At 58.4% G+C, this 22400-nt stretch carries 40 protein-coding genes and 2 pseudogenes; 15 read left to right on the forward strand and 27 right to left on the reverse strand.

What is annotated here, in order from left to right; translation table 11 throughout:
- Nucleotides 1-46 precede the first annotated feature (46 nt).
- From JAB1_RS06915 to JAB1_RS06930, 4 genes are all read left to right on the forward strand, one after another.
- Nucleotides 47-544: a Dps family protein gene (locus JAB1_RS06915; protein WP_034752224.1), complete on the forward strand. Its 498-nt coding sequence runs from the start codon at nucleotides 47-49 to the stop codon at nucleotides 542-544.
- Between the two features lie 177 nt (nucleotides 545-721).
- The gene (locus tag JAB1_RS06920) at nucleotides 722-1138 is read left to right on the forward strand and encodes an NfeD family protein (RefSeq protein WP_034784134.1); all 417 of its coding nucleotides are present in this window, start codon (nucleotides 722-724) and stop codon (nucleotides 1136-1138) included.
- 15 nt (nucleotides 1139-1153) lie between these two features.
- The gene (locus JAB1_RS06925; RefSeq protein WP_070257384.1) at nucleotides 1154-2098 is read left to right on the forward strand and encodes a stomatin-like protein; all 945 of its coding nucleotides are present in this window, start codon (nucleotides 1154-1156) and stop codon (nucleotides 2096-2098) included.
- A 630-nt stretch (nucleotides 2099-2728) separates the two neighbouring features.
- Nucleotides 2729-3037, forward strand: coding sequence for an H-NS histone family protein (locus JAB1_RS06930; protein WP_010397665.1), 309 nt, complete (start codon nucleotides 2729-2731; stop codon nucleotides 3035-3037).
- 312 nt (nucleotides 3038-3349) lie between these two features.
- Here JAB1_RS06930 and smpB read toward each other — a convergent pair whose 3' ends face one another.
- Entirely contained in the window at nucleotides 3350-3799 is a 450-nt protein-coding gene (gene smpB / locus JAB1_RS06935) for an SsrA-binding protein SmpB (RefSeq protein ID WP_034784131.1), read from the reverse strand.
- Between the two features lie 93 nt (nucleotides 3800-3892).
- Here smpB and JAB1_RS06940 point away from each other — a divergent pair, with 93 nt between their 5' ends.
- On the forward strand, nucleotides 3893-4324 hold the full coding sequence (locus JAB1_RS06940) for a type II toxin-antitoxin system RatA family toxin (RefSeq protein WP_035818194.1): 432 nt from the start codon (nucleotides 3893-3895) through the stop codon (nucleotides 4322-4324).
- Nucleotides 4317-4613 carry an RnfH family protein gene (locus JAB1_RS06945; RefSeq protein ID WP_070279254.1) on the forward strand — a complete coding sequence of 99 codons (297 nt, stop codon included), beginning with the start codon at nucleotides 4317-4319 and terminating at the stop codon, nucleotides 4611-4613. The genes JAB1_RS06940 and JAB1_RS06945 overlap by 8 nt, the downstream gene beginning before the upstream one ends.
- Nucleotides 4614-4803: 190 nt before the next feature.
- Here JAB1_RS06945 and JAB1_RS06950 read toward each other — a convergent pair whose 3' ends face one another.
- The 22 genes and pseudogenes from JAB1_RS06950 to JAB1_RS28660 all read right to left on the reverse strand — a co-directional run bounded on the left by JAB1_RS06950 (nucleotide 4804) and on the right by JAB1_RS28660 (nucleotide 17566).
- Nucleotides 4804-5913: a DUF3596 domain-containing protein gene (locus JAB1_RS06950; protein WP_070279255.1), complete on the reverse strand. Its 1110-nt coding sequence runs from the start codon at nucleotides 5911-5913 to the stop codon at nucleotides 4804-4806.
- A 5-nt stretch (nucleotides 5914-5918) separates the two neighbouring features.
- Nucleotides 5919-6254 carry a hypothetical protein gene (locus tag JAB1_RS30090; protein ID WP_217494267.1) on the reverse strand — a complete coding sequence of 112 codons (336 nt, stop codon included), beginning with the start codon at nucleotides 6252-6254 and terminating at the stop codon, nucleotides 5919-5921.
- Between the two features lie 28 nt (nucleotides 6255-6282).
- Complete coding sequence (locus JAB1_RS06960) at nucleotides 6283-6519, reverse strand: hypothetical protein (protein ID WP_070279256.1); 237 nt, start codon at nucleotides 6517-6519, stop codon at nucleotides 6283-6285.
- Nucleotides 6516-6842 carry a hypothetical protein gene (locus tag JAB1_RS06965; RefSeq protein WP_070279257.1) on the reverse strand — a complete coding sequence of 109 codons (327 nt, stop codon included), beginning with the start codon at nucleotides 6840-6842 and terminating at the stop codon, nucleotides 6516-6518. The genes JAB1_RS06960 and JAB1_RS06965 overlap by 4 nt, the downstream gene beginning before the upstream one ends.
- A gap of 9 nt (nucleotides 6843-6851) precedes the next feature.
- The gene (locus JAB1_RS30505; protein ID WP_257224801.1) at nucleotides 6852-6974 is read right to left on the reverse strand and encodes a hypothetical protein; all 123 of its coding nucleotides are present in this window, start codon (nucleotides 6972-6974) and stop codon (nucleotides 6852-6854) included.
- Nucleotides 6971-7609 (reverse strand): hypothetical protein, encoded by a 639-nt coding sequence (locus JAB1_RS06970; RefSeq protein WP_070279258.1) that lies wholly within the window; start codon nucleotides 7607-7609, stop codon nucleotides 6971-6973. The genes JAB1_RS30505 and JAB1_RS06970 overlap by 4 nt, the downstream gene beginning before the upstream one ends.
- On the reverse strand, nucleotides 7606-8235 hold the full coding sequence (locus JAB1_RS06975; protein ID WP_070279259.1) for a hypothetical protein: 630 nt from the start codon (nucleotides 8233-8235) through the stop codon (nucleotides 7606-7608). Before JAB1_RS06975 ends, JAB1_RS06970 begins: the two co-directional genes overlap by 4 nt.
- Nucleotides 8232-8639: a hypothetical protein gene (locus tag JAB1_RS06980; protein ID WP_070279260.1), complete on the reverse strand. Its 408-nt coding sequence runs from the start codon at nucleotides 8637-8639 to the stop codon at nucleotides 8232-8234. Before JAB1_RS06980 ends, JAB1_RS06975 begins: the two co-directional genes overlap by 4 nt.
- Nucleotides 8636-9058, reverse strand: coding sequence for a DNA translocase FtsK (locus tag JAB1_RS30215; protein WP_343215986.1), 423 nt, complete (start codon nucleotides 9056-9058; stop codon nucleotides 8636-8638). Before JAB1_RS30215 ends, JAB1_RS06980 begins: the two co-directional genes overlap by 4 nt.
- 159 nt (nucleotides 9059-9217) lie before the next feature.
- Nucleotides 9218-10111 (reverse strand): annotated as a pseudogene (locus JAB1_RS30220) (recombination-associated protein RdgC); the annotation flags it as partial.
- A 9-nt stretch (nucleotides 10112-10120) separates the two neighbouring features.
- Nucleotides 10121-10534, reverse strand: coding sequence for a recombination protein NinB (locus JAB1_RS06990; protein ID WP_070279261.1), 414 nt, complete (start codon nucleotides 10532-10534; stop codon nucleotides 10121-10123).
- Complete coding sequence (locus tag JAB1_RS06995; RefSeq protein ID WP_070279262.1) at nucleotides 10531-10791, reverse strand: hypothetical protein; 261 nt, start codon at nucleotides 10789-10791, stop codon at nucleotides 10531-10533. Before JAB1_RS06995 ends, JAB1_RS06990 begins: the two co-directional genes overlap by 4 nt.
- Nucleotides 10788-11498: a KTSC domain-containing protein gene (locus JAB1_RS30625; protein WP_217494268.1), complete on the reverse strand. Its 711-nt coding sequence runs from the start codon at nucleotides 11496-11498 to the stop codon at nucleotides 10788-10790. Before JAB1_RS30625 ends, JAB1_RS06995 begins: the two co-directional genes overlap by 4 nt.
- 31 nt (nucleotides 11499-11529) lie before the next feature.
- The gene (locus JAB1_RS07005) at nucleotides 11530-13311 is read right to left on the reverse strand and encodes a YqaJ viral recombinase family protein (protein WP_083299596.1); all 1782 of its coding nucleotides are present in this window, start codon (nucleotides 13309-13311) and stop codon (nucleotides 11530-11532) included.
- 36 nt (nucleotides 13312-13347) lie between these two features.
- The gene (locus tag JAB1_RS07010; RefSeq protein ID WP_070279263.1) at nucleotides 13348-14286 is read right to left on the reverse strand and encodes a RecT family recombinase; all 939 of its coding nucleotides are present in this window, start codon (nucleotides 14284-14286) and stop codon (nucleotides 13348-13350) included.
- Entirely contained in the window at nucleotides 14283-14423 is a 141-nt protein-coding gene (locus tag JAB1_RS29835) for a hypothetical protein (protein WP_175445029.1), read from the reverse strand. The genes JAB1_RS07010 and JAB1_RS29835 overlap by 4 nt, the downstream gene beginning before the upstream one ends.
- On the reverse strand, nucleotides 14399-14644 hold the full coding sequence (locus tag JAB1_RS07015) for a hypothetical protein (protein WP_070279264.1): 246 nt from the start codon (nucleotides 14642-14644) through the stop codon (nucleotides 14399-14401). The genes JAB1_RS29835 and JAB1_RS07015 overlap by 25 nt, the downstream gene beginning before the upstream one ends.
- Complete coding sequence (locus JAB1_RS29840; protein WP_175445030.1) at nucleotides 14641-14781, reverse strand: hypothetical protein; 141 nt, start codon at nucleotides 14779-14781, stop codon at nucleotides 14641-14643. Before JAB1_RS29840 ends, JAB1_RS07015 begins: the two co-directional genes overlap by 4 nt.
- 212 nt (nucleotides 14782-14993) lie before the next feature.
- On the reverse strand, nucleotides 14994-15173 hold the full coding sequence (locus tag JAB1_RS07020) for a hypothetical protein (RefSeq protein WP_070279265.1): 180 nt from the start codon (nucleotides 15171-15173) through the stop codon (nucleotides 14994-14996).
- A gap of 127 nt (nucleotides 15174-15300) precedes the next feature.
- The gene (locus JAB1_RS07025) at nucleotides 15301-15567 is read right to left on the reverse strand and encodes a hypothetical protein (RefSeq protein ID WP_070279266.1); all 267 of its coding nucleotides are present in this window, start codon (nucleotides 15565-15567) and stop codon (nucleotides 15301-15303) included.
- A 377-nt stretch (nucleotides 15568-15944) separates the two neighbouring features.
- On the reverse strand, nucleotides 15945-16799 hold the full coding sequence (locus JAB1_RS29390) for a hypothetical protein (RefSeq protein WP_139144443.1): 855 nt from the start codon (nucleotides 16797-16799) through the stop codon (nucleotides 15945-15947).
- 68 nt (nucleotides 16800-16867) lie between these two features.
- Entirely contained in the window at nucleotides 16868-17566 is a 699-nt protein-coding gene (locus JAB1_RS28660) for a S24 family peptidase (protein ID WP_071653307.1), read from the reverse strand.
- A gap of 112 nt (nucleotides 17567-17678) precedes the next feature.
- Here JAB1_RS28660 and JAB1_RS07030 point away from each other — a divergent pair, with 112 nt between their 5' ends.
- Entirely contained in the window at nucleotides 17679-17924 is a 246-nt protein-coding gene (locus tag JAB1_RS07030) for a hypothetical protein (RefSeq protein ID WP_083299597.1), read from the forward strand.
- Nucleotides 17921-18055 (forward strand): hypothetical protein, encoded by a 135-nt coding sequence (locus tag JAB1_RS30510; RefSeq protein WP_275527763.1) that lies wholly within the window; start codon nucleotides 17921-17923, stop codon nucleotides 18053-18055. The genes JAB1_RS07030 and JAB1_RS30510 overlap by 4 nt, the downstream gene beginning before the upstream one ends.
- A gap of 2 nt (nucleotides 18056-18057) precedes the next feature.
- Here JAB1_RS30510 and JAB1_RS29395 read toward each other — a convergent pair whose 3' ends face one another.
- Nucleotides 18058-18537, reverse strand: coding sequence for a hypothetical protein (locus JAB1_RS29395; RefSeq protein ID WP_139144444.1), 480 nt, complete (start codon nucleotides 18535-18537; stop codon nucleotides 18058-18060).
- Nucleotides 18538-18648: 111 nt separating this feature from the next.
- On the opposite strand from JAB1_RS29395, the gene JAB1_RS29400 reads away from it, so the two are divergent.
- The 4 genes and pseudogenes from JAB1_RS29400 to JAB1_RS30105 all read left to right on the forward strand — a co-directional run bounded on the left by JAB1_RS29400 (nucleotide 18649) and on the right by JAB1_RS30105 (nucleotide 19679).
- Nucleotides 18649-18939: a hypothetical protein gene (locus tag JAB1_RS29400; protein WP_139144445.1), complete on the forward strand. Its 291-nt coding sequence runs from the start codon at nucleotides 18649-18651 to the stop codon at nucleotides 18937-18939.
- Between the two features lie 17 nt (nucleotides 18940-18956).
- Nucleotides 18957-19172 (forward strand): hypothetical protein, encoded by a 216-nt coding sequence (locus JAB1_RS07040; RefSeq protein WP_070279269.1) that lies wholly within the window; start codon nucleotides 18957-18959, stop codon nucleotides 19170-19172.
- 76 nt (nucleotides 19173-19248) lie between these two features.
- Nucleotides 19249-19482 (forward strand): annotated as a pseudogene (locus tag JAB1_RS07045) (helix-turn-helix transcriptional regulator); the annotation flags it as partial.
- A 26-nt stretch (nucleotides 19483-19508) separates the two neighbouring features.
- Nucleotides 19509-19679, forward strand: coding sequence for a hypothetical protein (locus tag JAB1_RS30105; RefSeq protein ID WP_217494269.1), 171 nt, complete (start codon nucleotides 19509-19511; stop codon nucleotides 19677-19679).
- On the opposite strand, the gene JAB1_RS30230 is transcribed toward JAB1_RS30105, so the two are convergent.
- Nucleotides 19647-19856, reverse strand: a complete 210-nt coding sequence (locus tag JAB1_RS30230; protein ID WP_254672044.1) for a hypothetical protein — start codon at nucleotides 19854-19856, stop codon at nucleotides 19647-19649. The genes JAB1_RS30105 and JAB1_RS30230 overlap by 33 nt on opposite strands.
- Between JAB1_RS30230 and JAB1_RS07050 the strand changes: the two genes are divergently transcribed.
- Together JAB1_RS07050 and JAB1_RS07055 are read left to right on the forward strand one after the other, a co-directional pair.
- Nucleotides 19824-20504 (forward strand): KilA-N domain-containing protein, encoded by a 681-nt coding sequence (locus JAB1_RS07050; RefSeq protein ID WP_254672038.1) that lies wholly within the window; start codon nucleotides 19824-19826, stop codon nucleotides 20502-20504. The genes JAB1_RS30230 and JAB1_RS07050 overlap by 33 nt on opposite strands.
- 101 nt (nucleotides 20505-20605) lie before the next feature.
- A complete protein-coding gene (locus JAB1_RS07055) occupies nucleotides 20606-20905 on the forward strand; it encodes a hypothetical protein (protein WP_139144446.1) in 300 nt (99 codons plus the stop codon).
- Nucleotides 20906-20952: 47 nt separating this feature from the next.
- Here the strand turns inward: JAB1_RS07055 and JAB1_RS07060 are convergent, their stop codons facing one another.
- On the reverse strand, nucleotides 20953-21558 hold the full coding sequence (locus JAB1_RS07060) for a hypothetical protein (RefSeq protein WP_070279273.1): 606 nt from the start codon (nucleotides 21556-21558) through the stop codon (nucleotides 20953-20955).
- A 133-nt stretch (nucleotides 21559-21691) separates the two neighbouring features.
- Nucleotides 21692-21928, reverse strand: a complete 237-nt coding sequence (locus tag JAB1_RS29405) for a hypothetical protein (RefSeq protein WP_139144447.1) — start codon at nucleotides 21926-21928, stop codon at nucleotides 21692-21694.
- A gap of 41 nt (nucleotides 21929-21969) precedes the next feature.
- Here JAB1_RS29405 and JAB1_RS07070 point away from each other — a divergent pair, with 41 nt between their 5' ends.
- Entirely contained in the window at nucleotides 21970-22398 is a 429-nt protein-coding gene (locus JAB1_RS07070) for a hypothetical protein (protein ID WP_070279275.1), read from the forward strand.
- Nucleotides 22399-22400 lie beyond the last annotated feature (2 nt).

The following is a 22400-nucleotide window of genomic DNA, read 5'->3' on the forward strand; positions in this document are numbered from 1 at the left end:
AGATCAGCTAAAATGATTCCACCAATACATTGAAACAGGAGTTCACATGGCAAGCAAGAAACCGAGCAAAGTGGCAAAGATCGATATCGGCATTTCCGAAGCGGACCGCGCGAAGATTGCGGAAGGCCTGTCCGGCCTGCTGGCCGACAGCTACACCTTGTACCTGATGACCCATAATTTTCACTGGAACGTCAAGGGGCCGATGTTCAACACCCTGCACCTGATGTTCATGACGCAATACACGGAACAGTGGGCCGCGCTGGACCTGATCGCCGAGCGCATCCGCGCTCTCGGCTACCCGGCGCCGGGCACCTACAAGGAATTCGTCAAGCTGGCCTCGATCAAGGAAATCGACGGCGTGCCGCCGGCGCTGGACATGGTCAGCCACCTGGTGTCGGCACAGGAAGCAACCGCGCGCACGGCGCGCCGCCTGTTCCCGTTGCTGGAAAAGGCCAATGACCAGCCGACGGCCGACCTGATCACGCAGCGCCTCGATTTGCATGAAAAGACGGCGTGGATGTTGCGCAGCCTGCTCGAGGAATAAAGGCCGGGCCTGCGGCGCTAATTCGCCCCCGCCTATTGACGTCATCAGGAATTGCGTTAGACTGCTTGTATATAGGTGTTTGGCAAGAATAATATCAGGCAGTAATACGCATTAAACCCCGTCGCTTATATAGGCTACGGGGTTTTTTATTTTCGGATTCGCAAAGGTGGAGGCATCATGGCTGAATGGGTAGGCTGGTTTGTGGCGGCTGGCGCGGTATTGATTCTGGAGCTGTTTACGGGCACGTTTTATTTGCTGATGATCGCCATCGGCATCAGTGCCGGAGGACTGGTGGCGCTGGCGGGCGGCAATGGCGGCTGGCAAGCCCTGACGGCCGCCATTGTCGGCGTGGCGGCCACCCTGTTATTGCGGCGCAGCCGTTTTGGCAAGGCGGCGCGGCGCGATGCGGCGCAGGACCCGAATGTGAATCTCGATATCGGCCAAAGCGTAGCGGTCGCGCATTGGGTCGATGGCGCGGCGCGCGTCATGTACCGCGGCGCCTTGTGGGATGTGGAGCTGATTCCCGGCGGCGATACGCAAGCCGGCCATTACACCATACATGCCGTGCGTGGCAGCCGTTTGATTGTTGGATAACCTGGAGAGTAGATTATGGAAGTAAGCACTGGTAGCGTGTCGCTGATCTTGTTATTGCTGGCATTGGTATTTGTCTTCAAGACGGTCAATGTGGTGCCGCAGCAGCATGCCTGGGTGGTGGAGCGTCTGGGCAAGTTTCACGCGGTATTGGGTCCTGGCCTGAATATTGTCGTGCCTTTTGTCGACCGTATCGCCTACAAGCACGTGCTCAAGGAAATTCCGCTCGACGTGCCGCCGCAGGTGTGCATCACGCGCGACAATACGCAATTGCAGGTCGATGGCATTCTGTATTTCCAGATTACCGATGCCATGCGTGCCTCATATGGCTCGTCGAATTATATTGCCGCCATTACGCAACTGGCGCAAACGACCTTGCGTTCGGTGATCGGTAAAATGGAACTCGACAAAACATTTGAGGAGCGCGACCATATCAATACGGCCATCGTGAATGCCATCGATGAATCGGCGGCGAATTGGGGCGTCAAGGTATTGCGCTATGAAATCAAGGATTTGACGCCGCCCAAGGAAATCCTGCATGCGATGCAGGCACAGATTACGGCCGAACGCGAAAAGCGCGCCCTGATTGCCGCCTCGGAAGGGCGCAAGCAGGAACAGATCAATATCGCCAGCGGTGAGCGCGAAGCGGCCATTGCCCGCTCAGAAGGCGAAAAGCAGGCCTCGATCAACCGTGCCGAAGGCCAGGCCACGGCCATCGTCGCGCTGGCGCAGGCCAGTGCCGAGGCGCTGCGCCAGGTGGGTGCCGCCATTCGCGAACCGGGCGGGGAAGATGCCGTGAACCTGAAAGTAGCTGAGCAGTATGTGGGCGCGTTCGCGCAATTGGCGAAAACCAATAACTCGATTATCGTGCCGGCGAATCTGGGCGATATGAGCGGTTTGATCGCCACGGCGATGCAGGTGGTGAAAACGCAGAAGCCGAAAGGCAGCGTGGCGATTCCCTGATTGCCTGGTGAATAGCGAACTCGTAGCAGGTTTGTCTTTAATACTGCCCGCCATATCGCGGGCAGTTTTCAATTGCGCCATTGGAATATATGCTGGCAGACGGGCTGGAGTATCTGCGCTTGAATCCATAACCTTGAAATATTTTCTTTATGCTATGCTGTGCGCACTTTCGGGCTTATATGCTGTCGTGCGACGCTTATCTTTTTGATTAAGTAGAATCTGCGGCTCATGCATGGCTATGATTGCGCCGATATCCGCGACGGATACTTGGGAGGAATTTGGGAGTTGATGCATAAGGGACGATAGTATTGCTCCCATGTATATTTTGAATTGCAATTTATAATTACTATAAATTGCAATGAAACAAAAAGTACTGCAAAATAAATACTGCCGATGGCGCTGTATTGAACCGCAGCCGTACAAAGCGGAGACGCTTGTACAGGCAGTTCATGCGCGATGCCGGTTCCCCATGCTGGAAGGATTACACTGTTTGAAAGCCAGGGAAGCAGGTTTTTTGGTAAAAGAATTGTAAAAAACAATCAAATCTGAAGAAAAATCACCTCAGTCGCGTTACAATTGGATAGAATTTAACTGTTCAGTTATATTTTTCAACTCACACAAGGAAATATCATGGATCTGTCCAGCTTATCCCTGTCCGAACTGCGCACCTTGCAGGACGACATCAAGAAGCAAATGAAGAAACGCGAACAGGACGATCTGTCCAAAGCGCGCGAGCAAATCCTGGCAATCGCCCAGAGCGTTGGCGTTTCCGTAAAAGATCTGGTTGGTACGGGTATCCGCGCTAAAACCGGCACGGTCGCAGTACGCTATCGCAATCCGGATGACGCGACGCAGCAATGGACTGGCCGTGGCCGTCAGCCGAAATGGGTCAAAGAGTGGACCGATTCGGGCAAGTCGCGTGATCTGCTGAAGGTTTGATTCTGAAGGTTTAAAAACCGTTCATTCGGATGCTTGTCCTGTGCAGTGATACAGGTGTAGTACAAGGCAGCATGCAAGCATCCGGAACTTTCCTGATTTATCGTCTTTGGCCAGGCAGGCAAAGCTGATTCATTCGCTTATCTCCATGGTGTTTTCACCAATACCAGTTTTTTCCCGCCGTATCTCTTTCCATTCCCTGTTTTTATCCCATTGCGCTGTGCGTTTCCGCTTGCCGCAGGCACCGGCAAAATAAAACCCGGCATATAGCCGGGCTTGATGGTGTCGGCGCAGCACGCTGCGCGCAGTGCCGGATCAGCGGCGGTGCGACTTCATCGCCGCCTGGACTTCGCGCGCGCCGTCGCGGTCGCGTTCCGCTGCCCGCTTGTCGTGCTGCTTCTTGCCCTTGGCCAGGCCGATTTCGCATTTCACGCGGCCGCCCTTGTAGTGCAGGTTGAGCGGCACCAGGGTATAGCCGGAGCGTTCCACCTTGCCGATCAGTTTATCCATTTCCGCACGGTGCAGCAGCAGCTTGCGCGTGCGAACGGCTTCCGGATGGATGTGGGTGGAGGCGGTCGGCAGGGCGCTGATATGCGCACCGAACAGGAAGAGTTCATCGCCGCGGACGACGACGTAGGCTTCCTTGATTTGTACGCGGGCGTCGCGGATGGCTTTGACTTCCCAGCCTTCCAGCACGATGCCGGCTTCGTAGCGATCCTCGATAAAGTAGTCGTGGAAGGCTTTTCTGTTGTCTGCTATGGTCATGAGATGGTAAATGTGCGCGGGTCGGTTAAACTACTGTCTCGCGCAAGCGCGATAAAATCAAATGTATCCAACATCATAGCAAATGGTTCTTCAATGGCAGTAGTACATAAATCAGTTTTTCTCGGCTATAGCGCCGAACAAATGTTCGCGCTGGTGGCGGCGGTGGAGGATTATCCCAAATTCCTGCCCTGGTGCGGTGCGGTCGAGATTCGCGAGCGGGGCGAGAACACGGTTGTCGCCAGCGTGGGCATACATTACCACGGCGTGCGCCAAAGCTTCACCACGTCCAACGAGAACGTGCCGCCGACTTCCATCAAGATGAAGCTGGTGGACGGTCCTTTCAAGACCCTCGACGGCGTGTGGACCTTCAAGGCCCTGCGCGAAGATGCGTGCAAGATCGAACTGGACCTGCACTACGAGTTTTCCAGTCGCGTGCTGGAACAGATCATCGGCCCCGTCTTCGGCATGATCGCCAACAGCATGGTCGATTCCTTCTGCAAGCGCGCGGAGACGGTGTATGGCTGAAGCAGGCATCACGGTGCAAGTATGCCACGCGCTGCCCGACAGCACGTTCCTGCGCTCCTTGAACGTGCCTGCCGGCAGCACCATCGAGCAGGCGGTGGCGCTGAGCGGACTGCTGCGGGAAATCCCCGCCATCGACCTGGCCGTGAACATGGTCGGTATCTATGGCAAGAAGAAGCCGTTGGATACCGTCCTGCGCGAGCATGATCGGGTGGAAGTTTACCGTCCCTTGCAGGCAGACCCGAAAGAAGCGCGCCGGCGCAGGGCTGGCGGCAAGCCAGCGAAGGGCTGAGCGGGCAGGCCTATCGCCGCGAAGCCGTTGCCTGGTGAGCGCCACTTTTTGCTATTTCCAAATATCTTTTTTATGCTGCAAGGACGGAGGGCGCTTTTTTCTGTATAAGTTGCTTTTTTCCGTCACTAGCGAGTATCCATGCGGGTTCCAGCCATTCCTTAATACGCATGGGCGAAACGTGGGCGAAAAACTATGCAGCCCCTACCTTTAGCCCATCCGACATTTTGCAGTAATGATCAGGCAACACACCGCCTTCCTGCTCGACCCAGCGGCCATACGTTCGAGTGATCATGGTCGTGTCGGTATGCCCCATTTGCTTTGCCACGTACATCGCGTTGGCGCCCGTCGATAGCAGCGTCGATGCGAAGGTGTGCCTTGTCTGATACGGATTTCGGTAGCGGACCTGGGCCTTCTTGATCATCGCCGCCCAGAAGAGGCTCAGGCGCTGCGTGTTGTCCCAGCCCTGGCCGGTGGCAGGATCAAAGAACACAAGGCCGCCAGCGAGGAAGCTATGTTGTTTCTGCGCAACTAGCGCCTCGACAGCGCCGCGCCGCAGGTCGACCAGGCGGCGGCCGGCGCGCGTCTTCAGCTCCTCTCGGGATTCGCCCATCACGCGCGAACGCTCCACTTTCGCTTTGAACCCGGCCCAATCGATCGATTCCCAGCGAAGCGCGATGTACTCGCTCGGGCGCATGCCCGTGTAGAAGGCAAACTGAAACACGTTCCTGGCCTGGCCCTGGGCCGCCCCGAGGATGGCCGCAATCTCCTGGGCGGAAAACGGATCCACCTCGTATTCCGCCTTGTACGCGTCGCGGTCTAATGTTTTTTGCAATTTGACCCGATCCAGCGGATTGCTGTCGATCAGGTCGTCGTTTATCGCAAGTTCCAACGCGCCGCGCAGTGGGATGAGGATCTGACGGACCGAGGTGGCTTTCAGCGATAGATCGACAATCCACGTGCGCAGCGCGGCTGGAGTAAGCTCGGTGAGCATGGTGTCGCCCCATTGCTCCAACAGAATTTTGTTGAGCACGCGTTTGTAGCTTTTCAGCGTGCTGGGCGCGAGGATGCGCTCATAGATTTCGAACTGCTGTTTAAGCAGGTCGCCAACGGTTACATCCTTGCCCCGAGGTTGCAAGCCGAACTTCTTCAACTGCGTCGAATCAGGGAAGTACTTGGCATAGCTAAAATTTCCCAGCGCAATCGCGTTCAGGATCTCGCCGCGCAGCCGCTCGGCGTATTTGATGTTTGCCTTGCTGTGAGCGAGCTTCAACGTTTCCCGGCACTCGGTGCCCCGGTACATGAATTTTATGCGGATCGATTCGCTTTGGACGCCCGACCGGAGTTCGACGCCTGGCGGGCTGGACTTGCTTGTTCCCATTTTGCTACCCATTCTTCTACTGCCGGCAGGTTGATCCACAGCCGGCCATCTACAATTTTGCATTGATTGCCGTCGAGCCATTTGCCAGCCTTGCGGCGGGCCTGCACGGAATCGACGGAATCGCCTGATATTTCGACGTAGCGCTCCAGCTTTACCCAGGCCAGAGGCTGACGCTCCGCCTCTGCCTTGGCAGTCGCCGCGCGCGCGTTGCGCTCGATGGTCTCGACCAGCTTGGCCACCATGTCGTGCTCGCTCATATTCATGGTGCGACCTCGGCTTTAAGATTAATCATCAAACATGCTCCAAAAATGTTATTTCGCCGGGTTGGCGCGGTGTCGCATCACCCATCAGGTAAATCACGGAAGACACGCCGCCGCCCAAGACCTGGGCGCCCATGGCGCGCAGGTGGTGCTGCTTGCCGTCGAATAGCACGGGCTGGCAGGTGTGGATCGCGCGCAGCACGGCGCGGTCCAGCTTGTAGGCTGCCTCGGCCGGGGTTTCCGGCTGCGCCGGGCTGCGGCTACTCACGTCGCCGCCGGCGCCGGGCGGACGAAGTACGCCACGGGACCATCGTCCTCGGTGTCGAAGATGGCCAGCAGGAACCAGTCTGCGCCGGCTGGCGTGGTGGGCTGCCACTCCTTCAGTGCGTCGGTATCGTCGTCCATGTAGCGCCCGCAAAGCGGTGCGGAATCGATCTCCATCCAGACGCGGGTGACTTCGACGCCGCATTCCGCCAACCACGTGCTGAAAGCTACGGCGCTGTCATCGTCCGGCGAATTGGCCAGGGCGGGGTGGAAGTAGCTGCCATCCTCTCGGCGCTCGACCTGTACGGCCTCGATTATTGTTTTCATATTTACCTTTCAGGTTGTCGCGGCCAAGACGCCCGCCAGGGTCGCCGCCACGTAAATCAGGATCAGGGCCGCCGCCACTCGCGCAGCGCCGGGGCTGCGCTCGCTGTTCGGCACTTCGTCGTTGTCGGTCATGCCGCCTCCGTGGTGGGCATCTTGATGCCGCGCCAAGCGTAGAAAGCTGGCCTGTCATCAGGCGAGATGCGCATGCAGTCTTCGCCGAACGTAAAGGTCGCGTCGTGCTGCGCGCCTGGAAACTTGAAGTAGAGGAGCGCCTGGGCGTGGCCCAGCCTGTCAGGTCCCTGCAGTGGCGCGCGGCTTACCCAAATGCTTCCGATCGCGCAGTCCGGATACATGAGCGAGAAGAATTCAATTAGGGCCGCTTGTGCAGCCTTTTGGGCGCGCCGCTCGACAAATTCACCCATCACGCAGCCATGGCTGCAGTAGACGGCATCGCCGTCCGTGATGACTTCCAGGTGCTCGTGCTCCTCACCTTCGTCCTCGGTTTCCTGCTGCATGTCGTCACTGACGCGCCGGCTGCAGTGGTGGCACTCGAACCACCAGCCATGCTCGATTAGCACCGCATGTGGCACCGGACCAGGTGCGTACTGGTCAAATTGCGGCTTCCGCTGGCAGTGCTCGACCTCGTTAAAGCCGTAGTCCAGTTCGTTGGCGCCTTCACGGCGCGCTGCGGCCCCGCTGGTGGCAAAGCGGATCACGCAGTGACCCTCACCAGGCTCGCGCACTTCATAGGCAAGCAGCGGCTTCATGGCGTCACTCGCTTAAATTCGATCACCCACAGCCACGGATTGCTATCCCAGTCGCCGCCGGTCGATTCCCACAGGTCGCGCCAGGCCGTGCGTTCGGTTGCACGACCGCTGGCGCCAGACCCTTTGCACACGACGTCGTAGCGATCCTGCGATTCCGCCAGCGCTTCTATATCGATACCCTCGGCCACGATGTCGGCGTCGCTGATGTCCTGCACGCGCTCGACGCGCACCGACACGATCTCCAGGAGGATTCGGGTGGCCCAGCGCGGCATGTGGATGCTCGGGATAGTCCGCGCTGGGATACCGATCGATGGCGACGGTTCCAGTTCGTAGTCGAGCAGCGGCCCTACATGCATGCCAGTGGCCGCGTAGTAGTGGCCTTTATCCGCGTGATGACCGAGCGTTTCACGTACCCAAATTTGGTCGCCAGCCTGGCCGTATGGGCATTTGCGGCCCGATTCCGCCAGCAGCGCAAGGAGTGCGGCCGGATCGCCTTGCCACGGCTCGATACGCTTGTCAGTGACCATTTGCGGCTGCGGCTTGATGATCCGCCGTGTCTGCGTCTTGGCGCCGGCCAGCGTGGCGCGCACCATGGCGCCGTTCATGAGAATAGGGCGCTCTTTCACGTTGCACCGCCTTTCAGGAAGCTGTTGATTTGGATGGCCAGCGGATTAATGGCAGGCTGCTCGCCGGTAGCCTGGACTGCCTTGACGTGATCGTTGTGAGGCTTGACCGCCTCAGCCAGCAGTGCACGAGCGGCGCGGAGTTGGGCGTTCAAGCCTCGCAGGCCATCCTTGATCGGATTATTGTTCTCAAGGTTTTCGGTGCTCAGTCCATCGCACGCATTCCAGCAGGCGACCAGGTGCCGGGCGTTGGCCTCCCGCATGCCGGGCGCATTCTTGAAGTCGATTGCCACTGCTATCGCATGATTTTCAAATTGGGCGGTACCGCCGATAACGGTTTCGGGCACGCCATCGTTGTCGAGGGGCGTTTCTCCGACCATCAGCATGCCAGGCGTGCGCGCGCTCATGCTGCCGCTCCCGGAGCAGCCAACACCGTGCGGTTGCCATTTGACGCCATCCCGCTTACCACGCCCAGCGCCTCCATGGCTTCCATCAGGTTGCTCGCCCGGTTGTAGCCGATCCGCAGGTGGCGTTGCACCAGCGACAGCGATGCGCGCTGGTGTGCACGCACCACCTCGACAGCTTTGGCGTACAGCGGATCGCTGGCGCTGCCGTCGCCTGGTGGCACGGTGCCGGGCGCTTGGCCGTTCAATTCCAGCGCCACGCGCTGTTCGCGCACTTGCTCGTGGCCTTTAGCTGGCCGTGGGCTCGGCTCCATGATTTCAACGGCGGCTACCAGCAGCAGGTCGGCGGATTGTGAGCCGCCAGGAAGCTCCTTGACCAGCGTCAGCGCCGATTTAATCGCGCCCTCGGCGGTTTCCGTCATGTGCTCGCGCACGCGGGCAACGGCCGGCTGCACGGTGCTGTCATACAGCTCGTTGAGCACATCGCGGTAACGGGCGCGAAGCTTGTACAGATCGCCAGTCAAGTTCACGGCGCGCTCGACCTTCTGCTGGCCGGCAGCAGCCGGGCCCGGCGTCTGCGTTTCCACGTCAGCCTCGCCGCCCAGAGCCTCGACCAGGTCGGCCAGCATCTTGGCCAGTTCGCCCGACATCAGCGCGAAATCGCTGTCGAAGCGCTCGTCGTCGTTGCGCGTGGCGCTTTCCTTGATAATTTCCAGCGGCTTCACCGATTTGATAGCCAGGCTCTCGTCCAGCACGAAGCTAATCTTGTCGCTCCAGGTCATGGCCAGACGGGTACACTGCTTGCCGGCGGCGATGTGGCGACGGATATCGTCCGCCTCCAGGGTGTGGCGCTTGTATGCCACCTGGGCCTTGCTTTCGCCCGTGGCGCGCATGATTGCGTCCTGGTCGACCGTGAAGCCTGCCGGCGCTTCGTCGTGCTGCAGCCAGCCCGTCATCATCGCCACGGGCGAGCGCATGACGCGCAGGCTTTCCAGCGGCAGCTTGTCCACGGACTTGAGCAGCAGCTTGACCACCTCGTCGGCTTTGGCCGGGCTGGCCGCGTCCACTACCAGCCAGCCGTTGATCGGGTCGATCCACACGGCCGTGGTGCTCTGAATGGCGAAGGCGCGCGGCAAAAGCTCGTCGGTGACGCGCTCCTTCAATTCCTTCATGGCCTTCTTGCCGGGCGCGAAGCCCTGGGCTTCTTCCATTTCCAGCGCGCGGGCCGCGGCCACCTGGTTCACCACGGTGGAGGGAAGGAGCTTCTTCTCGGTTTTCAGCTGCAGCAGGAACTGGCCGCCCACGGCGTGCACCAGTGGCGTGCCGGCGCCGCGCGGCGCAGCCCAGCCTTGGCGCTGCAGCTCGGCGCTCGTGGCGGGCGTGAAGGCCTGGCGCTCGAGCATGCTGTTCAGCTCCGGGGCGCTCATGGGCCAGTTTGCGGGCAGGCGGTAAATCTGGAGATTCTTGAAAAACATGGCGCTTCCTTATTCTGAGAACACGACGCCGCGCGCGGCACCGAAGGCATACAAAAACTCAATGAATTGCGCGGCTTCCTTCACGTAGAAGTCGCTGGTCTGGACGCCCAGCTGCACGATCCGGCGCCCGTCGAAGCTGGGCGTCACGCGCCCGTCGTGGTGCAGCGGCGTGCCGGCCAGGCGCATTTCGTCGGCAAACTCGTCCACCAGCAGCCGCTTCATGTCATCCGCATCCCACTTTCGCCCGATATGCTCGACCTGCTTGGCGATCTCGCCGATCATCGCGTGGTACTTTTCTTCCTGGGCGCGCTTCTTCTTCGGCTCCGAAAACACCACCATCCAGCCAGGCGGCGCGCTCTTGGCAAATTCAACCGCCCGGCGCCGCGCCTCGTCGTGCACGAGGAAGTAGGTTTGCTTCGTCATGGTGGCGATCCTGCGGCCGTACTGGCCGGCGGCAGCGCCGTCACGCGTTCCAGGGCATAGCAGCCGCTGATGCCATCCAGCCAGATGACTGCGGTGTGGCCGCTGAGCACCAGCGCTTCGCTGACGGTGACCGTCTCGCGGACTTCACCGCCATCCAGCTCGACGCTGACGGCGGCGCCGACCTGGTGTACCGCGTTGAACCTGTCGCATGCCGCCTGCAGCTGTGCGGCAGACTTGCGGGCCGGACGGCCGGTCACGCTGCACCGCCCAGGTCGGCCGCGTCGATCACGATGCCGCGGCAGTACGGTTCGCCGTCTTCAACGATTTCGAAGGTGGCGTGCGGCACATCGGTGCGATAGGTCCAGCTGTAGCCGTCTTCCTTACCCCACAGGGCATCCACGGCGCGCACCTGCGGCGCCCGGGCGAAATAGTCCTTGAGCGCATCGTCGTCGTGCTGGATATCCTCGCGGAATGGCAGCAAGCCCTTGGCGTCGATCAGGGCGATGGTCGGCGCGCCGCGCTCGTCGTCCACGAAGCCGCGAAACTCCATCAGGTCGTCGCTGGCGCCGAAAATCACGATCAGCCCGGCCGCCTTGGCCTGCTGCTCTTCTTCCTTCACCATTTCCTTGCCGTACTCGCGGCCAGTCAGCAGGCCGGCCAGCAGCTCCTTGCTCAGCTTGACCGGCGCCAGCTCGATGGCTGGCGTGCCCATGTTCGTGTACGGGTGCTTGTCGGCATGCGGTTTGATGTGCGCGTAAAAGTGCTTGCCGATGGATTCGGCGCCGGCGAAGGCCGCGTATTCCGTGGCCGTGACGTTGGCGTAGTGGTACACGTCCGCCGGCGCGCCCTTGCGGAAGAACTGCACGGCCAGGGTTTCGGTAGCCGGGCAGTGGCCGATAGCCGCGATCTGCGAGGACTGGATGGTTTGCAGGGTGATTTGTGGTGCTGCGACTGCTGTATTCATTGGTTTCTCCAGGTGGTGGGCGGGGCGGTGTTTATGCGGCTTCGGCGACCAGACCGGCGCGCGCGGCGGCAAAGTCGAATTTGTCCAGGCGGTCGATGGCCTCGGCTGGCGTCAGGCCGAACTGTTCGAACAACACATCGAGGATGTCGCTGTCGGATGGGTAGAGGTCATCGGCAGCGGCGTCGAGCAGGTCAGGTGCTGGCGCTGAGCGGCTCGGGGCCGGTACCGGTGCTGCGGCGGTCGGCGCGCGGCGGGCGGCGATAGGGGTGGTCGGTTTGGGCGCCACAACTTGGACGCTCGGCTCGGCGGCGCGCTCGGCAGCGATCTGCGAGGCTTGCTCCGCCAGTTGACGCTGCGTGTCGGCTGCCGCGCGCTCGCGTTCGGCCTGCGCCGCCTCTGCCGCGAGGCGGTCAGATCCGACTTGGGCCAGGCGGATCGTTTCAGCGGCTGCCTTTTCTGCCTTGACGCGCTCCTCTTCCCGGATCCTGGCCCGTTCGGCTTCGGCTTTCGCTTCCTCGGCGCGCTTGTGATCGGCAATGCGGCTGGTGATGACGAGCTGGAAGTCTTCCATGGGCTTGCCGATGATGTTGGCCATGTGCATGAACAGGAAGCCGTAGGTAGCGGCGTGCTCGCGGCACCAAGCCTGTTTGGCGCGGTAGTCGGCTGCCTGGGTATTGGCGGCGATCTTGGCGTTGGCCAGCGTGGTGCTGACTGCATCGCGCAAGCTGCCGAGGGTGCGCTTATTCTTCATTGCGCCGGCGAAATCCGGCTGGGACTGCTGCAAGCGCAGCGGCGTGATTTCGGTTTCGAGCGCGGCGATGTGGGCGGTGAAGGCATGGCGGCCTTCGTTCAAGATGGTTTCTTTGATCTGTTCCTTGCGGGTTTTGACCAGCTTTTCCAGTTCCAGGCGCTTGGCGCGAAATTGCGCCTTGATGTGGTCGACCGTGCGCATCATTTCGTCAATGGTCGCGGTCTGCGCCAGGGCGGCAGCCTTGGCCAGTTCCAGCTTATCTTCAGCCTCGCCGCAATACTTGACGGTGTTTTCAGCATTGGCGAAGTCTTCGTCGGTTTCTAGCTTGGTGTTGATTTTGGCAATGAACTTCTCGGCGGCGGCCTTGTACGCCACCAGGTTGCTGCTGACGACCTTGCCTTCGGTCTGGACGACCAGGGCGGGCAGGGCGGCAATAGGCTCGGCGGCCGGCTTCTCGGCAATGTCGACCTGCGTGTAGTTAACGACGTCGATATCGAATTGCTCCCAGCCGGCGACGATGCGCGCGAACCAGGCTGTGTCCGGATAAACCCACATCCAGACCATGTTGTTTTCAGTGCCGTCGGATGCCATGAACAGCCACTTCTCGGCGCCGGTGACCAGCAACTGCTGCTGGACCTGCGGCTGGTGCTCTTCCGGCAGTACGTCGGCGCGAACTGACGCGGCCAGATCCGCATTCCATTGCTTGTGCTCGAAGCCGATGGTCTCCGCCATGTTCAGGCCGTCGCAAGAGGCGCTTTCGCGGCCCAGCGACAGGGTGGCGGGGTAGAGGTCGTCGCCGATGATGCGCTCGGCGAACGGGCGCGCCAGCGCTTCGACCTCGTGGCCATAATCCAGGATGTTTTCCTGTACCCAATCGCTGAATTCCTTGGCCAGGCCTGTCGCCTTCATGCGCACCAGTTCGCTGCGAGTTACCTTCTTCGACAGACCCAGCATCGCGGCTGCCTCGCTGGCGCCGTGGTGGTTGAAGCGGAACGCGTGCCAGTCATCGCTGCCCTGGAGTAGATTGTGGATTTCGCGGGTGAGAGTGTTTTCACGTTGCATGATGTGTCCTTGGTGATTTTTTGTGTGGTGTGGCGATTAGTCGTTTTCGTGCGCCCAGCTGTCGATCGTCATTTTTTGGGCCTCGGTGAAGGTCGCCCGGGTGCTGAGCATGGCAATCAGCTGCGCCGGCGTTTTCTTCTTGCTGTGGATGGTCTGGCGCCATTCCGGCGTTTTTTGCTTGAACAGCTCGTCGGTGCATTCCGGCAACTGATCGATCGTGCGGTCATCTGTAGCAGCCGCAGCTGGCGTGATGTCGCGCGCCTCGCGGCTGCCTTCGTCCAACTCGTCCGGCGTATACACGCCCAGGATCACGTCGGGGGAGTAAAGGCGGGTCCAGCGCTTCACAGCCAGGTACGCCAACTGCTGTTTCGGGTCCGTCGCCCACAGCGGGGAATTACGCACGCTGGCCTGTACCAGCAGCAACTCGAGCACGCGTGGCTCAGTCTCGCCGCGTAACGTCGCCCAGATGCGCACGCCCAGGCCATCCTCGTCCTTGAGGTCGTAGTCCGGCACGCGGAACTGATATTCTTTCTTGTAGTCAGCCGCACCCTTCGTGCCCTTCGCCGGCGCGGTGCAGACCTTGGATTTACCAATGATCTTTTCCCATGGGCCGTACCACTCGTAATTGAAGCGGTCGACCGTGACGCCACTCGACTGGATCACGGCATTGACCAATTGCGCCTCGTAGCCCAGCACGCCGTTGACCAAGTGGGTTTTCTGCGCCACTGCGAATGGGTTCATGCGCCACTGAATGGCCTGCATGATGACGGCGGCACAGTCGGCCGGGCTACCGCGCAGGTGTTCCGGGATCGTGGCGCGGCCTTTAGCCATGATGTCGGCCAGGCGCATCATGCTGTCCATACTTGCGCTGTCCAAAATCAGCGAGGCGCTGCTGGTTGCCACTACGGGCATGTCGCCCTGGTCGTATTGCGTCGGCTGCATGGCGGTGCGACTTTCTTGCGTAACTGCGTTCATGACTTTTTCCTTGTGAGTTTTATGATTTCTGCTTTCAACAGCGCCAGGCGGACGGCGTAGGCGATGGCGTGGCCGGCATGCCAGTTGCGTAAGGCCTGGCTGGCCACGTCCATCACGGCTTGGCTGACGACGTCCACTGCGCCTCCCGGTGGGCGCGGCCCAGGCGTTGCACGCGCGCGGCGGATGCCTCCAGGTCGATCAGCGCTTCGATCTGTGCAGTGATCAGTTCTTTGCGCATTTCTTCCAGGCCGGCCAGTTCGCGGCGCACGCCGGCCAGGCGCATCTTGTTCATGCGGTGCTGGTGCTGCGCCTGGGAGTGGCGGTGGGCGGCCAGCAGGCGGTGGAAGAGGGCGATCATGGACGCACCATTGCAGTCACGCCCAGGGCGCCGCCGTCGTACGCGGCATCGATCAGCGCGGCCAAGTTGCCGATGGCCGCGAAGTGCGCGACATCCTCGGCGCGCGGGCCGGTGCGGATGGTGATCATGTAGCTCATGTCCTGCTCCTCTTGTTAATGGGTTGCTGACGACCCGGCATAATCCGTCGGGCGTGTGAGTCCTGCGGCTGGTGGGCCGCCAACAAGGGAGGCGTTTGGTCAGACGGCGGGATTTGCTTTCGGCTCGGCCCCGCTTGCATAGTGCAAACGCCTCTCTTGTTGGCCGCCGGTTACGCCGGCGAAACGGGCCAGGGCGACTGGCCGGGGTGAAATCAGGCTGCCGACACCTGCGAAGGGCGGAAGCGCTGGCTTTGCGTCGAGCCGTCCAGCAGCACTTCCAGGAAGTCGCCACGGGCGCCGGGGTGCGTCTTCACGAACTTGCCCGGGCGCGGCAGCGGCTCGGTTTTCGTGCCCTTCACATTCACCTTCTGATCTTTTTTGAAATTCGACATGCTGTATTTCCTTTAAGGTTGGTTGTGGCGCCGGGCTTCCCCGGGCGCCTGATCCTCACGAAGATCAATCGGGGCATGCTGATCCCACAGGGCATTTATCCGGCCCGCCGGCCTGTCCCGCCTTGAACTACGGTGCGGGCGACCGCTGCTCTTGTTTGGCCAGCTCGACCAGATGGCCGAGCTCTTTGCCGTAGAAGGTGCTGCAGGGAGAGGCCATACGTGCATCCGTCAGGGCCATGGCATGCGCCACACTTTTGTTGCGGGCCCGGACCTTGTTGCGGTACGTGCCGTCCGTGAAGTGAATCGTCACGTCGAAGTGAAAACGCGGGGCCGGCGCATGGTGCTGTGCCAGCTCGGCTTGCAGTTGAGCGGCGTCGTGGTCGCGGGCGCTCATGACGATTAGCCGCGGGCCGGGATTGCGATTGGCGGGATCACTTCGCCATGGGCGACGAGGACCGCTTCAAGTGCTGCGAGCTCTGCTGGGGACATGGTGTACTCCGGTGGTTGCTGTTCGATAAGCGTATTAAACACCATGTTTATAAACAGAGTCAAACGTTTTGTTTAATTTGTGGAGATTTTTGTTTGCTTGAGCGCACGAGGGCTTTGCTGTTCTGGTGTGTGAACTGACGGACTCCAGGTGTGCTACTGGAGTCGGGAGAGTAGGGGAGTTGTGATTGCTCTACCCAACTTGACTACTTCAATCGCAAAATTTTAGGGCGAAAAAAAGCCCGCATGTAGCGGGCTTCTTGAGATGTGGAATAGGGGAGTGGTCTACAGAGGCTCTTTCGCAAAAATCTGCCCGGTCTTAGTGTTGTACACCCAAACTTGGGATAAGGTGGTTACGATTGATGGTCCTGACATTGAGATCTCTGTCGGGCTGTCCATAGTCGCTTTCATGTAGTCGCTGTATCGCACAATGTATGGTGCGCTAAGGTTTGTAATGTATAGGATGCCAATATTTCCTTTGCTATCCCTGGCAAGTTCGGGGGCAACTTTAAAAGAAAATTCCGAGGGGATGTGAATGGACTTTGCTATAGAATTTACGTTGGCAAACGTGATGCCACAAACTAAATAAGTAAAGCTATTTACTTCAATTTTTTTTCCATAACCATTTTCAGCCACGTAGCTTCTCGAATCAGATAAATCTTTTATAATCGGTGCTGAGGAATAAAAATTCTCACCAATACGAACTGATTGAGATCCGTGTGAAACTATCTTGATCGTCATGGTTTCGGTATCGGCGTCATACTTTGGCAAAAGTAGTGGCCTTGCCGGTGAGAATGCGAGAGTGCTCGTTCCTTTAAGTTTTCCATATAATGGACTATCTTTGACGAACTCAATACGCTCTGCGAATGCCTTTGAACTCTCGAATTCATCCTTCTCTAACTTGATATTGCCGAGAGGTCTTACAATCTCGGCGCAGCTGTGGCCGCGATAATTGGCTGGCAACGATTCAACGCTTATATCAAAGGGATTTTCATCGTAACTGATGGAATCCTGCGCAGTCTTGCTAGTTTGTTTCGCTTGTTGCTTCTTGGGTGCTACTTTTGATTTTGGCGCATCTTGCGCTTGCAGACAATGATGGAATCCGCCTAGAAGTACTAATGCAAAAACTACTTTTTTCATAATCAAGATTTCAGTTGTGATTTTAGATTATTTAATGTTGGTGTGGGCTAATCCTGAGATCGCAGTAACTAGATTTTATCTCCTTCACGTCTTACTACTCGACCGATGATAATGCACTCACCATTCCGGCACATTTTTCTATGATATTTCCTTTGGTCTGCATTATCTGAAGTAAGCCACCATTCACCAATGTCACGTGATAATCTCTTTACAACAGCTTCACCCTCATAATTTACAGCAAAAACAACGCCGTCCACGGGTTTCTGATCTTCTGTATTGATAATGACAATGTCACCTTCATGTAGAGAAGGCTCCATACTTTCCCCTTTTACCTTAATTGCTATTAGCTTGCTTGGCACGAATTTATGCTTTGCTATCCATCGAGGGTCAAGGGGAATGGTTCCTCCATCGTCAAATTCCGGATCCGCTTGAAAGCCCGTTACCCCGGCAGACAAGCGAAGCTTGACTTTTTTGATATGAACAAAGTTTGTATTGTCTCGATCTGCCTGTTCAACACGAATTGAACCTGACACGTTGGCAGGCTCAATCGTCGTCAAGGACATAGCTCCAACACCACTCTCTAGCCAACTGGCTGAGCAGCCAAGTACTGTCTGAGCATTTATCAGGCCAGCTTTTGAAATTCCTCTTGCTTCCCAGTTGTTTATCACCTGGGAGGATACGTTCAGGGCGCGCGCGACTTCCGCTTGACTATGAAGATTTTTGAGTGCTTCTGCTGCCTCGTAGAGGCGGGTCATCTGTATGTTCATGCGCGATTTTCCCGTTAACTAAACAAAATGTGTTACACGCAACGTTTAAATTTGTTTGACTTGTTTATAAACATAGTGTTTAATGCTTTCATCTTCACCAGTGAACTCATACATGATGAACAACGATAAAAAGCAAATTACAGAGCTTGGCGGTCCAACAAAGCTGGCCGAACTGCTGGGCTATGCGAAGCAAGGCGGGGTTCAGCGCGTCCAAAACTGGATGGTTCGGGGGATCCCCTCCAAGGTGAGGTTGGATCATCCTGAGATATTTGCCGCTGCATTCCGTTCGAGCGCCGAGTCCACTCAAGCCTCAATACAGCAGACCGACTCGCGCATCGACGCGGGCGCGAAGCCATGATCCGCCTGATCCCAATTTCCCCACCGCGCTCGGCGGCCGGCATCGTGCGCATCCCGCTGCTCGAACTGCACCAGCTGCAACCTGGCGTGCCGCTCGATGAATGCCTGAAACAAATGAAGGAGCCAGCATGAAGCTAGAACTTAATGCGCACCGGTTGTACCACTTTGTCAGGAATCTCAGATCGGATTTCACCATGCTCTTTACAAAAGAGCACGGTCACGAGTCCGCTCGTTCGAAGTTGAAGAAACGTTTTTACGCCGGCGGCCACGCAGTTTGCGCACAGATATACCGGTTTGTTCGAGGAGTCGAGCGATCCCTTGGACTGATACATGACCGCACCATGAGTGTTCTGGTGCAGCTCGTACTGATCAAGGTCCGCCGCTTTTTCTTCCATCTTTCGCAATTTTTCTTTGAGATCACGTTCGCTATCGGCCAGCGCCGCTTGCTTCTCTTGGAGTGCGAGGCATTGACTCTGAATATCAAGCATTCGGTCGTTCATGTCACCGATGACTATCACGATTAATGCATCGTCGCGTGCCGCAATGGCAGCTTTTGCTAAATCAATTGTGGCCCTAAATGCCGTAATCGCGGCAGAGACAGTAGTGATTGCCATAGGACATTCTTTCAAATTTTTATTGCGGAGATAGCAATGTAGCACGAAGGAATTCCCGGTACTTTTTTCGCTGCACCCAAACCCTGTAACACCGACCACCAGGAGAAAACCATGAAACAGAAACAAAAACGTACCGCGCTCGTCAAGGGCTACATCACCGACGACAACAAGGATGCCTTGCAAGCCGCATGCACTTCGATGCGGAAGACCGTCAGCGACGTGCTGAACGAATGCACGATCGTGATCATCCGCAATCACCTGGATGCCAGGCCGAAACGGAATGATACGCCGCCGTTTTCGAGTGGGGCTAGGCCCATATCAGGAAATAACAGGGCCCAGATTATGCCGGCGTCGCGCCCGTGCTTCGGTGTCGTCCCGCGCGTCGTGCGGATGCGGGTTTAACGGCATGGAGGCCGCTATTGAATAAACAAGCCGAGGCCACGGCCGAGGAAAAGGAGCTGGTTTTCCAGCGTTCGATGATCTACCGCCAGGCCGAGAAAGACCTGCAGGGCGCCAAGGACGGGGAGGGCGAGGCAAGCGCGAAGGCCGCGCACAAGGAAGCGCGCCAGAAATGGCGTGATGCCACCGACAGGGTGGCGAAGAAATACGAGGTGCCGCGGCGCGAGCCGCCATAACGAATCCGCACCCGACAGCTACAGCATCGCATGGCCGGAAACAGCCACTTTAATCACCATCAAGATGGAACATGACATGACGCAAACAACTGCAATTACACCGTATCGCTCGCTGGACAACGCTGCTGGCAACAACGAGCTGCTCGACACGCTGCTCGCCAAAGGCCCAAAGAACGACGCCGCCCTGGCCCGGGCGCTGGAAGTGGCGCCGCCAGTGATTTCCAAGATTCGCCACGGCCGCTTGCCAATCGGCGCCTCGCTGCTGATCCGCATGCACGAGGTGTTCGACGTGTCGATCCGCGAACTCAAGCGCATTGCGCGCGCCGAGGTGGCGGCTTGACCTGGACGACACTCCAGCCGGAGGCCGGTGCCAGCGCGGCGCGGGCCGAGGAGGGCAACCACGCCCAGCAAGAGCCGATCGACGGCGCTCTGCCAGTCGATCCCGGCCACGTCCGGACGCGCCAGCACCACGAATCAATGCTGCGGGAACTGCAAGGCCAGAAATGAAAAAAGCCCGCTGGCAGGCGGGCTTCCTTGAAACAACAAAAATTCGCGAAAGAATTTATGACCGAAATTGTACAACACAAAGGCATCACGATAGCGAATACGCTGATCGCGACTGACAGCGAAGGGCGTTTTCGCCTGAACGATTTGCATCAGGCTGCCGGCGGCGAGAAGCGCCACGGCCCAGCATATTGGATGGACACCCAGCAAGCCCGCGAGCTGGCTGAGGCGATTGCGGGAGAAATGACGGGCGATACCGGGAAACCGGTATCGGTTATTCGTGGCGGGCAAGGGCAGGGTACCTACATGTGCCGTGAGCTGGTTTATGCCTATGCAATGTGGATCAGTCCCAAGTTCCACCTGGAAGTCATCCGCACCTTCGACGCGGTGGCCACCGCCCAAGCGCCAGTCGCTGCGCTGAAGCCCAGCGCAATCTCGCCCGCCAAGGAATTCCGCGCCATCTTCGGCATTGCGCGCCTGATCGGCCTCGACAAAAACGCCGCCGCCATCAGCGCAAACCAGGGCACGGCTGCCCTGACCGGTGTCAACATGCTGCAGCTGATGGAACGCACGCACCTGGCCACGCCCAGCCAGGAGATTTACTACACGCCGACCGAGCTGGGCAGCCGCTTCGTCAAGAGCGCCAAGGCATTCAACCAGCTGCTGGTGCAGGCTGGCCTGCAAGAGAACATCGCTGGCCACTGGGTGCCAACGGAGAAGGGCCGCGAACATGCCTACGTGATGGACACGGGCAAGGCGCATTCCAGCGGCACGCCTATCCAGCAGGTGAAATGGCGCGACTCGGTACTGGCGGAGGTGGCATTGTGACTGGCCAAGTTGACAATCGCGCGCGCCCGACTTTTGGCGTAAACAAGACGAAACGCCGCCGTTCTGGCGTCACACTCCCGAAACAAGGCTCCCGCTCTTACGTGCTACTGCAGGCGTTGCTGGCCGGGCCGGGCACGTTTTACCAGGTGTGCGAGCGCGCTGGCTTCGATATCGAAGAGGCGGGAATGGAGCACCGCCTGCGCATGATCTTCTCGCGCTTCATACAGGGCAATGTGCGCCTGGTGGGTATTCGCTACGTGGTGAAAGACGCCTCGCGCGCGGCGCTGCTGGGCGCTGAGTCCGAACAGCCTGGCCAGGTGGCCACGCCACACTTTCGCGGCACGTTGGGCGCAATGCCTGTCCTGGTCGTTCGCCGGCCAGCTGCCGAGGTGTGGCCATGAAGCACGTGCATCAATGTCAAAAGGCCACGAAAAGTGAAGTAGTGCAGCTACTCAGCTTTGAGGGCTTCAACGCCTTCGAAAAAGAGCATCTTGGAATTTTCACAGTTCGAAAGCGTCCTTGTCAGAAACCTTTGAATATCTTCTATGGCCGGAAGGAGCGGGTCATTGAGCAACACTTCAGCCCACTTATCAAATGTGCTGAGGGATTGCACAATTTTGCTCAAACCGCTCACCATTTTATAGGATCCCAACTCCTGCGCCGGAATGGCGCGTGTTGCACCTTGCGCTTCCTGCAGTGCAAATTGCGAAGTGAGAATTGCAGAGCGAATATTATTTTCATTCCCTACCGCCAGACTCTCCGTAATCAATTTGCAAAATTGCTGCAATTGGTTCATGGCACGGTCTATTACTGCGGCCGTTGCGTCAGCCCGTCGCATCAACGCTCGTTTATCTGCGTCAATCAAGAGCCGAGCAGCGTGCTGATTCTGCCGAGTCATTATATAAATTGCTACTCCCAAGGCCGCGATAGAGCCTATCGCTTGCACCCAGCCAGACCAATCGGACTTCGTGAGCTCGTAGTGATTTCCCAAGATAGCGATGTCGATGATCCCGAAGATTACGAGGAGTGCGACGGTCAGATAGGGATATTTCATGTAGCTGTCAAGAGTTGCTGGAAAGGAATCTTAGCATGAGGCGCGACCTTCCCATTTCTCCTTCCAGCATTGGTCGTGGTCTGCCCCTCGCCAACTTCGCGCATGAGCGCGAGATTGCGAGGGTGGCGTGAACTTAACCTCGACCAACCAACTGACGCAGTTTTTTGAGGTGCGCTTCAATGCTCTCGGTGAAGACTTTCGCTTCACGGACTCGCTCCTGAGCCGCTTCCACGTCCCCCTCATTTGCTTTCACATAGGCAACATGATTTACAGCGGCGGCCCATTTAGCGCTTTTGATGGCCAGCTCATTTTCAAGTTCGTGAATTTTATCTTCGATACTTTCATCGGGTCCAGCTTGGTTATAGCTCATATATCACCTCGGTATGTGGATTGCATTAAGGAAATATTACCATGATCTACGACCTTTCCCGTTCCGAGCGGCAACACCGCGCTATCGCCAATGAAAGCCCCACGCCGACTTTGGTGCGCAAGGTCTGCGCATGCGGCAAAGCCAGCACCGCCAAGCAGCTGGCCCAGCACGGCAAATGCGCCGCCTGCGCGCTGGCCGCCGTCCGCGACGCAATCATGCCTGGCGACTTCGCCAAGCTGCAGCACATGCTGGGCGCCGTGCAGCAATATCCGAAGTCAAAATGGGGCTGGCGCAACTATTTTGCCGCCGACAACGTCCAGCAGCACGAGGCCATGCAGCGCCTCGTGGCCGCCGGCCTGGCCACGGCTGGCCGCATGACTGGCGACATGACCTACTTCCACGCCACCCGCCTGGGTTGCAAGGCTGCTGGCCTCGACACCGCAGGCATCAAGCGTGCGATGGAGGATTGACG

The sequence above is a fragment of the Janthinobacterium sp. MP5059B genome (assembly GCF_001758645.1).
In the GTDB taxonomy this organism is placed as follows: domain Bacteria; phylum Pseudomonadota; class Gammaproteobacteria; order Burkholderiales; family Burkholderiaceae_D; genus Janthinobacterium; species Janthinobacterium lividum.

Bases quoted from the DNA above. Each gene is read 5' to 3' on its own strand.
- JAB1_RS29405 (WP_139144447.1), bottom strand. From the start codon at position 21,928: ATGAGCTATAACCAAGCTGGACCCGATGAAAGTATCGAAGATAAAATT.
- JAB1_RS06980 (WP_070279260.1), bottom strand. From the start codon at position 8,639: ATGAGCGCGCGCACGCCTGGCATGCTGATGGTCGGAGAAACGCCCCTC.
- JAB1_RS06950 (WP_070279255.1), bottom strand. From the start codon at position 5,913: ATGTACCGGGGCACCGAGTGCCGGGAAACGTTGAAGCTCGCTCACAGC.
- JAB1_RS06920 (WP_034784134.1), top strand. From the start codon at position 722: ATGGCTGAATGGGTAGGCTGGTTTGTGGCGGCTGGCGCGGTATTGATT.
- JAB1_RS06940 (WP_035818194.1), top strand. From the start codon at position 3,893: ATGGCAGTAGTACATAAATCAGTTTTTCTCGGCTATAGCGCCGAACAA.
- JAB1_RS30090 (WP_217494267.1), bottom strand. From the start codon at position 6,254: ATGAATATGAGCGAGCACGACATGGTGGCCAAGCTGGTCGAGACCATC.
- JAB1_RS29840 (WP_175445030.1), bottom strand. From the start codon at position 14,781: ATGAGCTACATGATCACCATCCGCACCGGCCCGCGCGCCGAGGATGTC.
- JAB1_RS07060 (WP_070279273.1), bottom strand. From the start codon at position 21,558: ATGAAATATCCCTATCTGACCGTCGCACTCCTCGTAATCTTCGGGATC.
- JAB1_RS06970 (WP_070279258.1), bottom strand. From the start codon at position 7,609: ATGAAGCCGCTGCTTGCCTATGAAGTGCGCGAGCCTGGTGAGGGTCAC.
- smpB (WP_034784131.1), bottom strand. From the start codon at position 3,799: ATGACCATAGCAGACAACAGAAAAGCCTTCCACGACTACTTTATCGAG.
- JAB1_RS06945 (WP_070279254.1), top strand. From the start codon at position 4,317: ATGGCTGAAGCAGGCATCACGGTGCAAGTATGCCACGCGCTGCCCGAC.
- JAB1_RS06930 (WP_010397665.1), top strand. From the start codon at position 2,729: ATGGATCTGTCCAGCTTATCCCTGTCCGAACTGCGCACCTTGCAGGAC.
- JAB1_RS06915 (WP_034752224.1), top strand. From the start codon at position 47: ATGGCAAGCAAGAAACCGAGCAAAGTGGCAAAGATCGATATCGGCATT.
- JAB1_RS07005 (WP_083299596.1), bottom strand. From the start codon at position 13,311: ATGCAACGTGAAAACACTCTCACCCGCGAAATCCACAATCTACTCCAG.
- JAB1_RS07025 (WP_070279266.1), bottom strand. From the start codon at position 15,567: ATGAGCGCCCGCGACCACGACGCCGCTCAACTGCAAGCCGAGCTGGCA.
- JAB1_RS30625 (WP_217494268.1), bottom strand. From the start codon at position 11,498: ATGAATACAGCAGTCGCAGCACCACAAATCACCCTGCAAACCATCCAG.
- JAB1_RS30215 (WP_343215986.1), bottom strand. From the start codon at position 9,058: ATGACGGAAACCGCCGAGGGCGCGATTAAATCGGCGCTGACGCTGGTC.
- JAB1_RS06990 (WP_070279261.1), bottom strand. From the start codon at position 10,534: ATGACGAAGCAAACCTACTTCCTCGTGCACGACGAGGCGCGGCGCCGG.
- JAB1_RS06925 (WP_070257384.1), top strand. From the start codon at position 1,154: ATGGAAGTAAGCACTGGTAGCGTGTCGCTGATCTTGTTATTGCTGGCA.
- JAB1_RS29395 (WP_139144444.1), bottom strand. From the start codon at position 18,537: ATGGCAATCACTACTGTCTCTGCCGCGATTACGGCATTTAGGGCCACA.
- JAB1_RS28660 (WP_071653307.1), bottom strand. From the start codon at position 17,566: ATGAACATACAGATGACCCGCCTCTACGAGGCAGCAGAAGCACTCAAA.
- JAB1_RS30510 (WP_275527763.1), top strand. From the start codon at position 17,921: ATGATCCGCCTGATCCCAATTTCCCCACCGCGCTCGGCGGCCGGCATC.
- JAB1_RS30505 (WP_257224801.1), bottom strand. From the start codon at position 6,974: ATGACCGACAACGACGAAGTGCCGAACAGCGAGCGCAGCCCCGGCGCT.
- JAB1_RS29390 (WP_139144443.1), bottom strand. From the start codon at position 16,799: ATGAAAAAAGTAGTTTTTGCATTAGTACTTCTAGGCGGATTCCATCAT.
- JAB1_RS06965 (WP_070279257.1), bottom strand. From the start codon at position 6,842: ATGAAAACAATAATCGAGGCCGTACAGGTCGAGCGCCGAGAGGATGGC.
- JAB1_RS07010 (WP_070279263.1), bottom strand. From the start codon at position 14,286: ATGAACGCAGTTACGCAAGAAAGTCGCACCGCCATGCAGCCGACGCAA.
- JAB1_RS29400 (WP_139144445.1), top strand. From the start codon at position 18,649: ATGAAACAGAAACAAAAACGTACCGCGCTCGTCAAGGGCTACATCACC.
- JAB1_RS07020 (WP_070279265.1), bottom strand. From the start codon at position 15,173: ATGTCGAATTTCAAAAAAGATCAGAAGGTGAATGTGAAGGGCACGAAA.
- JAB1_RS07030 (WP_083299597.1), top strand. From the start codon at position 17,679: ATGATGAACAACGATAAAAAGCAAATTACAGAGCTTGGCGGTCCAACA.
- JAB1_RS07070 (WP_070279275.1), top strand. From the start codon at position 21,970: ATGATCTACGACCTTTCCCGTTCCGAGCGGCAACACCGCGCTATCGCC.
- JAB1_RS07015 (WP_070279264.1), bottom strand. From the start codon at position 14,644: ATGATCGCCCTCTTCCACCGCCTGCTGGCCGCCCACCGCCACTCCCAG.